General features: G+C 30.5%; 7 protein-coding genes. 3 read left to right on the top strand and 4 right to left on the bottom strand.

Annotation, left to right across the window (positions count from 1 at the left end; genetic code table 11):
• Positions 1-311: 311 nt before the first annotated feature.
• Complete coding sequence (locus tag BUB56_RS18725) at positions 312-878, bottom strand: TnsA endonuclease N-terminal domain-containing protein (protein ID WP_242946439.1); 567 nt, start codon at positions 876-878, stop codon at positions 312-314.
• Between the two features lie 280 nt (positions 879-1,158).
• Between BUB56_RS18725 and BUB56_RS18720 the strand changes: the two genes are divergently transcribed.
• Positions 1,159-1,350 carry a ribonuclease BN gene (locus tag BUB56_RS18720; RefSeq protein ID WP_110942767.1) on the top strand — a complete coding sequence of 64 codons (192 nt, stop codon included), beginning with the start codon at positions 1,159-1,161 and terminating at the stop codon, positions 1,348-1,350.
• A 75-nt stretch (positions 1,351-1,425) separates the two neighbouring features.
• Here the strand turns inward: BUB56_RS18720 and BUB56_RS19730 are convergent, their stop codons facing one another.
• Positions 1,426-1,887: a hypothetical protein gene (locus tag BUB56_RS19730; protein ID WP_207650469.1), complete on the bottom strand. Its 462-nt coding sequence runs from the start codon at positions 1,885-1,887 to the stop codon at positions 1,426-1,428.
• Positions 1,888-2,059: 172 nt separating this feature from the next.
• On the bottom strand, positions 2,060-2,287 hold the full coding sequence (locus tag BUB56_RS18710; RefSeq protein WP_020458084.1) for a hypothetical protein: 228 nt from the start codon (positions 2,285-2,287) through the stop codon (positions 2,060-2,062).
• A gap of 178 nt (positions 2,288-2,465) precedes the next feature.
• Here BUB56_RS18710 and BUB56_RS20175 point away from each other — a divergent pair, with 178 nt between their 5' ends.
• On the top strand, positions 2,466-2,597 hold the full coding sequence (locus tag BUB56_RS20175) for a hypothetical protein (protein ID WP_020458091.1): 132 nt from the start codon (positions 2,466-2,468) through the stop codon (positions 2,595-2,597).
• A gap of 170 nt (positions 2,598-2,767) precedes the next feature.
• Here BUB56_RS20175 and BUB56_RS18705 read toward each other — a convergent pair whose 3' ends face one another.
• Complete coding sequence (locus BUB56_RS18705) at positions 2,768-4,834, bottom strand: ATP-dependent nuclease (RefSeq protein ID WP_110942766.1); 2,067 nt, start codon at positions 4,832-4,834, stop codon at positions 2,768-2,770.
• Positions 4,835-5,122: 288 nt separating this feature from the next.
• On the opposite strand from BUB56_RS18705, the gene BUB56_RS18700 reads away from it, so the two are divergent.
• Positions 5,123-6,013: a tyrosine-type recombinase/integrase gene (locus tag BUB56_RS18700; protein ID WP_190014758.1), complete on the top strand. Its 891-nt coding sequence runs from the start codon at positions 5,123-5,125 to the stop codon at positions 6,011-6,013.
• Positions 6,014-6,247 lie beyond the last annotated feature (234 nt).

The raw sequence follows: 6,247 nt of genomic DNA, 5'->3' as shown, positions 1-6,247 counted from the left end.
AAACAGAATGAATCAGAGCATCCACTAAAAGAAGAACGTCAAACAACCTTGCATTTGAAACGGGTAACACCAAATGGTGGCCCAACCAGCTAAACATCGAATCGTCCTTGTGGAGTGACACGCTTTTTCACGGATAAGCCTCTACTATGGAAGGGATCCAGGAGGAATGCACATCTATCTCTCTGACAAAGAGATTATAGCACGATGTTTAAAAAATTCAATGTCTGGTGTCACTGATTCATCTGAACAATAGATTTAAAGTTGTCAAAGAACATTCGGGTGGGTTTTTGAGCCCTAACCCTATATTTATCTTACAAGGAGGAGTGCACCCATTCTATGTTTTTAGCCTTGACAGTAGGAATATCTTTTTGTGTCACGATACCCCAGTCGATATGCTTGTTTAGCCAATATCTTCTTTCAATCTCCAGTCTTTCAATGCTCCTCTTCCTTTGAAGTTCGTAATCTGCTTTCAAACTTCGGGCTATGTATCTTTTTTGACCATCTGTGTCTTTTATGGTAATAAGGAAAGAAGTATATATTATATAGGGTAAACCACTATTTTTATCTTGAAATAGGTTAAAATTTAAATCATCCTTTTCTTTTACAACTTCCTCTAAATCCAGCAAGGGAAAATGTTCTCTAATGTCTACTACTGCATCCTCCCATTCCAATAAATAGAAGTATCTCGTTTCACTGTCGGTAAAGAGATGGTGAATTCTATTGGTTTTCCATCCCAACACCCGGCTGCACCTTCCTTTGGAAGGAAAGTCCTGCACGGTCACCCAGGGTTTATAATCCTGTCCTTCTCCCTGTCCTCTTCCTTCCCTTAGAAATCGCTTTAATTTATTTTCATCCCATTGCAGGTTATGTTTTGCCATAACTATCACCTCCGAAAATCAGCCATATTAGCAAACTCTCGCTTATAGTCATCAATCTCTTTTGGCCTTTTACAATTCTCATATTCCACATATAAATGCAAAAATGCCATTGACATTGGGACACCTTTTACTTAGATGTCTGTGTCAATGGCATTTGAACCATTTATTGTGTGTATAATATTTTATCACAAATTTATTTTGTTTTAAACGTAAAACTTCCTTGAAATGCTATATAGGAAATATGTAAAATGCTATAACTCTATGACTAAGGAGGTATTTTATGAGGCATAGTGTTTTTTTGACTATAAAACTGGTAATTCTCATGAGCATGTTTTTGTTACCATTTACCATTATTACAGAAAATATGTTTATCCGCTTTATTGCAGGCTCTTTATTAGGCATATCCCTTATTATATTTCTTTCTTTTACCTTAAAAGTTCAATCAGCCTTTGAGAAAGATAAGGAACATTAAAGTTATGAGAAAAGGGTTTTAGTAGTTGTATAATCTACTAAAACCTTTTTAATTCTAAAGACTAAAAGATATGCATTAATGAAAAACATGGTTTTCAATGTTATAATTCTTAATATAATCCCAATATGCTTTTACTTCATCCTGCTCGAACATTTCATAAATGCTTTCAATTGCATCGTAAAATTCCTTGTACGCCTTTTGCATGTGGGATTTCATCTTTGTTTGCAGATGCAGCAAAGAATAATTGCAATATACTAAGTCCCTCAACACTAGAAATTCTGCTACACTTGTTTCAAATTTGATATCCTTCTTGTCATATGGCTCGGCCATCAAGATAAGCAATTTAGCCATTATCATCTCTGTATTACTGATATTTTCATGGATTGCAAAGTTATTTATTATTTCTTCCTCATACTTTAATATCTCATAGTGTCTATTTACCTGCTGCAACAAAACCAATAGTAATTTCTTAGGAATCTTAATCTCAATACTTTCCTCATTAAACTTAAAATAAATTTCTTCTGGTTTCAAAAGCATATAATATGCCCTCCCTATTATTATGAAATTCCTATTCTGAACTTCATTTAATATAAGGAGGACTATATGCTCTCTTCAAGTTTTAAAGACAATTAAATGGAGTATGCTTCATATCAATTGAGGCGAAATAACTAATGAACCTTTTAGTGATAGATTTCATTAATTCTTAAATTTAAGTTTGATTTATCGAATAGCACTTGATGTCTTCCATCAAATCATTAATGCTTCTATAGTAACAATCTATGAATGTATCATTAATATCATCTTCTAGATTTTCTATATAAAGATTTACCCTATAAAATATATCCAGCCTTTCATCAAACCCTTTGTCAATTTGTAAGTCATTAAACATAAAAGTCTCCAATACTGTAAAATTCCCAAAAATCGTTACGCCTTTCATGGTTAATCACTCCATTCAGTTTTTATTTGGAGGTTATTATATAAACATTACCTTGAAAATCAACTTTCGGAGTGATTTTTTTAACTAGGAAGTAGGCTTATTAATCTTATTAAGGATTCTGGCTCATATCTTTTTATGGTATAATTTAATAGAAATCCTGTAAAGCGAGGTAGAATTAATGGCTTTCACGGAAAAATCGAAAGAAGAATTTGTGCAATTGTCTGAAGAAAATAAAGAAGAAATCGAAACTCTTATGGATATAGTAATTAATGAAAACAAGGAGGCTCTCGAAAAGTTGGGAAAATTATGAGGTTTTTAAGCCTCAGCAATACTTTCTAAAAGTAAAATTAGTGAAAAAAACTCTAACAGAAAACCTTTTCTCAACTTCCTATTGACAATTTGGTATTATATCTTTTTGCCCTCTATACGAAATGTACTGGATTTACAGAACTGTTTCATATGTAATATCATATATAATTATTAACTGTTAGATTTAAGTCTTTTAATCACTTCAACATAATCTTCAATGTCAAGCACTTGTTCTATTTCAATATCACCGTTATTTACCAATTCTGATAACTTTATGATTTTTAACTCTTTTTGATTTGCAAATCCTAAATCTTCAATAATTTTTTGGCCGTCATCAGTAATATAATCTTCTAGTTCCCCCTTTTTAAGTATAAAAATATTACTTGCTTTTAATTTATCTATGTAATTATAAACTTTAGTTTTAATATCTTCATAGTTCTCTAATATTCTATAATTTACTTTTTTGGTTACTTTAGGTCTTACATACAGCCATATCTCTTTTAACTTGTCATTATATTCTTCAGTAGCACAAATTTCGTCTATAACAGTACATAATGATTTTGCATCCATACTTTTATCAGGTTTTAATAATTTTTCTCTTATATCTTTGCTCTTTATCCACGGCTCATCAATTGGTATTATCTCATTTAATGTATTTCTGATATCATTCAATTTTTCTTGAGAATACATTTCAATAAATACATCAATCTGCTCTAATCCATTATGAAGAATATCAAAATCAGCAATAACGTAATATTCAATTCCTAAACAAGACAATACCTCCATATACGGCCTGAAGAAAGATTTTCCGCCTACTTTGGCTACACTAATATTGTTATAATCCAAAAAACCTTTTTCTTGATAATAATGCTCTGCTATTAATGGTATTAAATATTCCTCGCCACCTTCTACCAATATAACTTTGTCTGCAAAAAATATTTCTGCATTCTTAGTAGATATTATATTTTGAAGTTTTGCAAGTTCTTTATGCTTACCTGTCTCCATTTGTATACGTTTTGTTTTTGTTTTTCCATCAACCTTCTTAACTATTATTATATTGCCTATATCAGTGTTTCTTATAAACTCAGATGAATGAGTCGTAATAATGACTTGATTTCTATTTGTAGAATTAAGGTTAACAAACTCATCAAATTTATTTGAGACAACCCTTCTAGCCTGCGGATGTAAATATATTTCTGGCTCTTCAACCACAAGCAGTGAAGAGTTTTTATGAAATTTACTACAATAATAAGAAAATAGTGATATTACAACTGCACTCTGAATGCCTGTCCCTTTATCCTCTAATAAACCTTCAACGCCATCATTAACAAATATATTTATTCCTTTATATATATCATCTTTAGTATTTTGGAGAAGTTGGAAGGATATACTGTTATGATAAATAGCCTTTTTGATTTTTTCTTCTATATCTGATGCAGCATTAATAAAGATATTATCAGTAATTTCTTTTATCTCACTGAGTTTCTTATCTATTTCTCTTTTTTGGCTAGGATTGCAGTTTTCCCAGATATCTTTTATTAATCTTCCATACCAACTCCACGTGTTAATCCTAAGTTCTTTATTTATATCTCTAACCGCTGATAAAATTGCACTTGTAATCAGTGAATTCTTCAAATCATTAGAAAACTTTGAGCATCTATAATATTGGTTACCATGCTTTAAAAAAATTGAATATGTTTTTGAATAATTACTCTGCTGATTATCCATATCATAATCCATGTTTTCGATTTCAGCATTTTTTATAACTGAAAAATAAATATATAACTCTTGAGCATTTCTAAATATATCAAACAACTCTTCTGTGTCCTTACAGTATCTTCTATTACTTAGAGTATCAAAATTTTTTATGAGTAACTCAGGATTTTTGTTTGCGTTAAAAAAATCCTCTAACAAATTTTTGTCTCCTACAGTCGCTAACCATGCTCCACTAACACTTTTAAACAATTCTTCATTAATGTCATTTCCCTCTAATTTTACTGCTATAAAAAACGCTTTTTTAACCTTTTCATTTCCATCTTCGTAACATGTAAAAAAGTCTTTTTCATTTATATCTAAATATACTGGGTTCTTCTCTCCTAAAACTAAATCTAATGCTTTAACAATATTACTCTTGCCAGAATTATTTTTACCTACCAATACATTCTTCCCAGGTCTAAAATCAATACTTTCTTTCTCTATACTTCTAAAATTTCTTATTAAAAGTTTTGATACAAACATATCCTTCCTCCTGTATTGATAATACAAAGGCATAACTAATTTCATATTCATTATATATCTTACAAGAAGAATTTTCCACAAAACCTGTCAACAAAACCAGGATTTTGTGGAGAATACAATTAAAATCAAGTGCCATTTTATCTTAATTTGAGGTAATAAGCCCTTAAAAATTGTCCACAAAACTTTTTAGCCTTACTTTTAAACTTGAAATCTACCTGGTATATAAACTTGAATTTCACCCTACGTGTCCTTAAAATCATAGTAAAATTTATGGAAGGGAGTTTAGTCATGGATACTAAGGAATATTATTTGGATGATTTTGTAGATTATTTAAATAAAAACGATAAATCAAGTGGCACAATATCAACTTATACTACCAATATCAATGACTTTATAAAATACTACACCGAGTCATATGGTGAAAAATTTATCCCAGGAAATGTAATCATGATGGACTTACAAGACTACCGGAATTATCTTTTGAATATCAAACGGCAAAAAGCATCTACCATAAATAATAAAATTGCAGCACTAAAAGAATATTTTTACTTTCTTCAAAGCAATGGCATTATTAAAAACAACCCTGCTGAAAATTTAAAGAAGATACGTACAAATAAACCTACCGCTCCAAAGGGTTTTTCTGACTCAGATTTTAGAAAAATCAAAAGATATGTGTATAGAAGTCAGAAAAATTTATGGATAGTAGTTTTTGAGTTGTTATCTAAAACTGGAGTCAGGGTAAGTGAACTTATAAATATCCGCCTTGCTGATATAACCATAAATGAACGTTCTGGAAATCTAAGAGTTATAGGTAAAAATCAAAAAGAAAGGAATATTCCTCTTCATTTAGATGTCAGAAAGGCTATAACTGCGTATATGGAAGTTAGAGATAAAATGTCAATATCATCTGATTATCTTTTTATAAGCGAAAGGAAACGGCCTTTTACCCGCTCTGGAATCTTTAAAATACTAAAGCGTTGGGAAAATGATACCAATATTAAAATTCATCCTCATATGTTCAGGCATCATTTTGCAATTCAAATTCTAAACACACCCAAATCTGATATCAATACTGTACAGTACCTCCTTGGACATGAAAGTATAGAGAGTAGTGCAATTTACCTCAAGGTAAGGCAAGAAGATTTAGAAAAAAGCATTAATGCTCTAACAGATTATTAAAATTAACACACCCATGTTTTTATATGGGTGTGTTTTTTACATCAATTTACTAATAGGTAAAAACCGCTATGTCAAAATATCTATTTATATTTAACCTGAATTATTCATCATAATTTATCCAGCATTGCTTCGTGCCGCATAGTTACAGTAGTTTTGCATTATTATTGGTTTCACTTAAAAAGTGAAACCAATACAATAGAAAAAGAGTTTCAACTTTGTTAAAATGAAGTCACC

It is taken from the genome of Geosporobacter subterraneus DSM 17957 (assembly GCF_900142145.1).
Classification (GTDB): Bacteria; Bacillota; Clostridia; order Peptostreptococcales; family Thermotaleaceae; genus Geosporobacter; species Geosporobacter subterraneus.
Note: the sequence above shows the minus strand (reverse complement) of the source record. Positions and strands in the feature narration are given on the sequence as shown.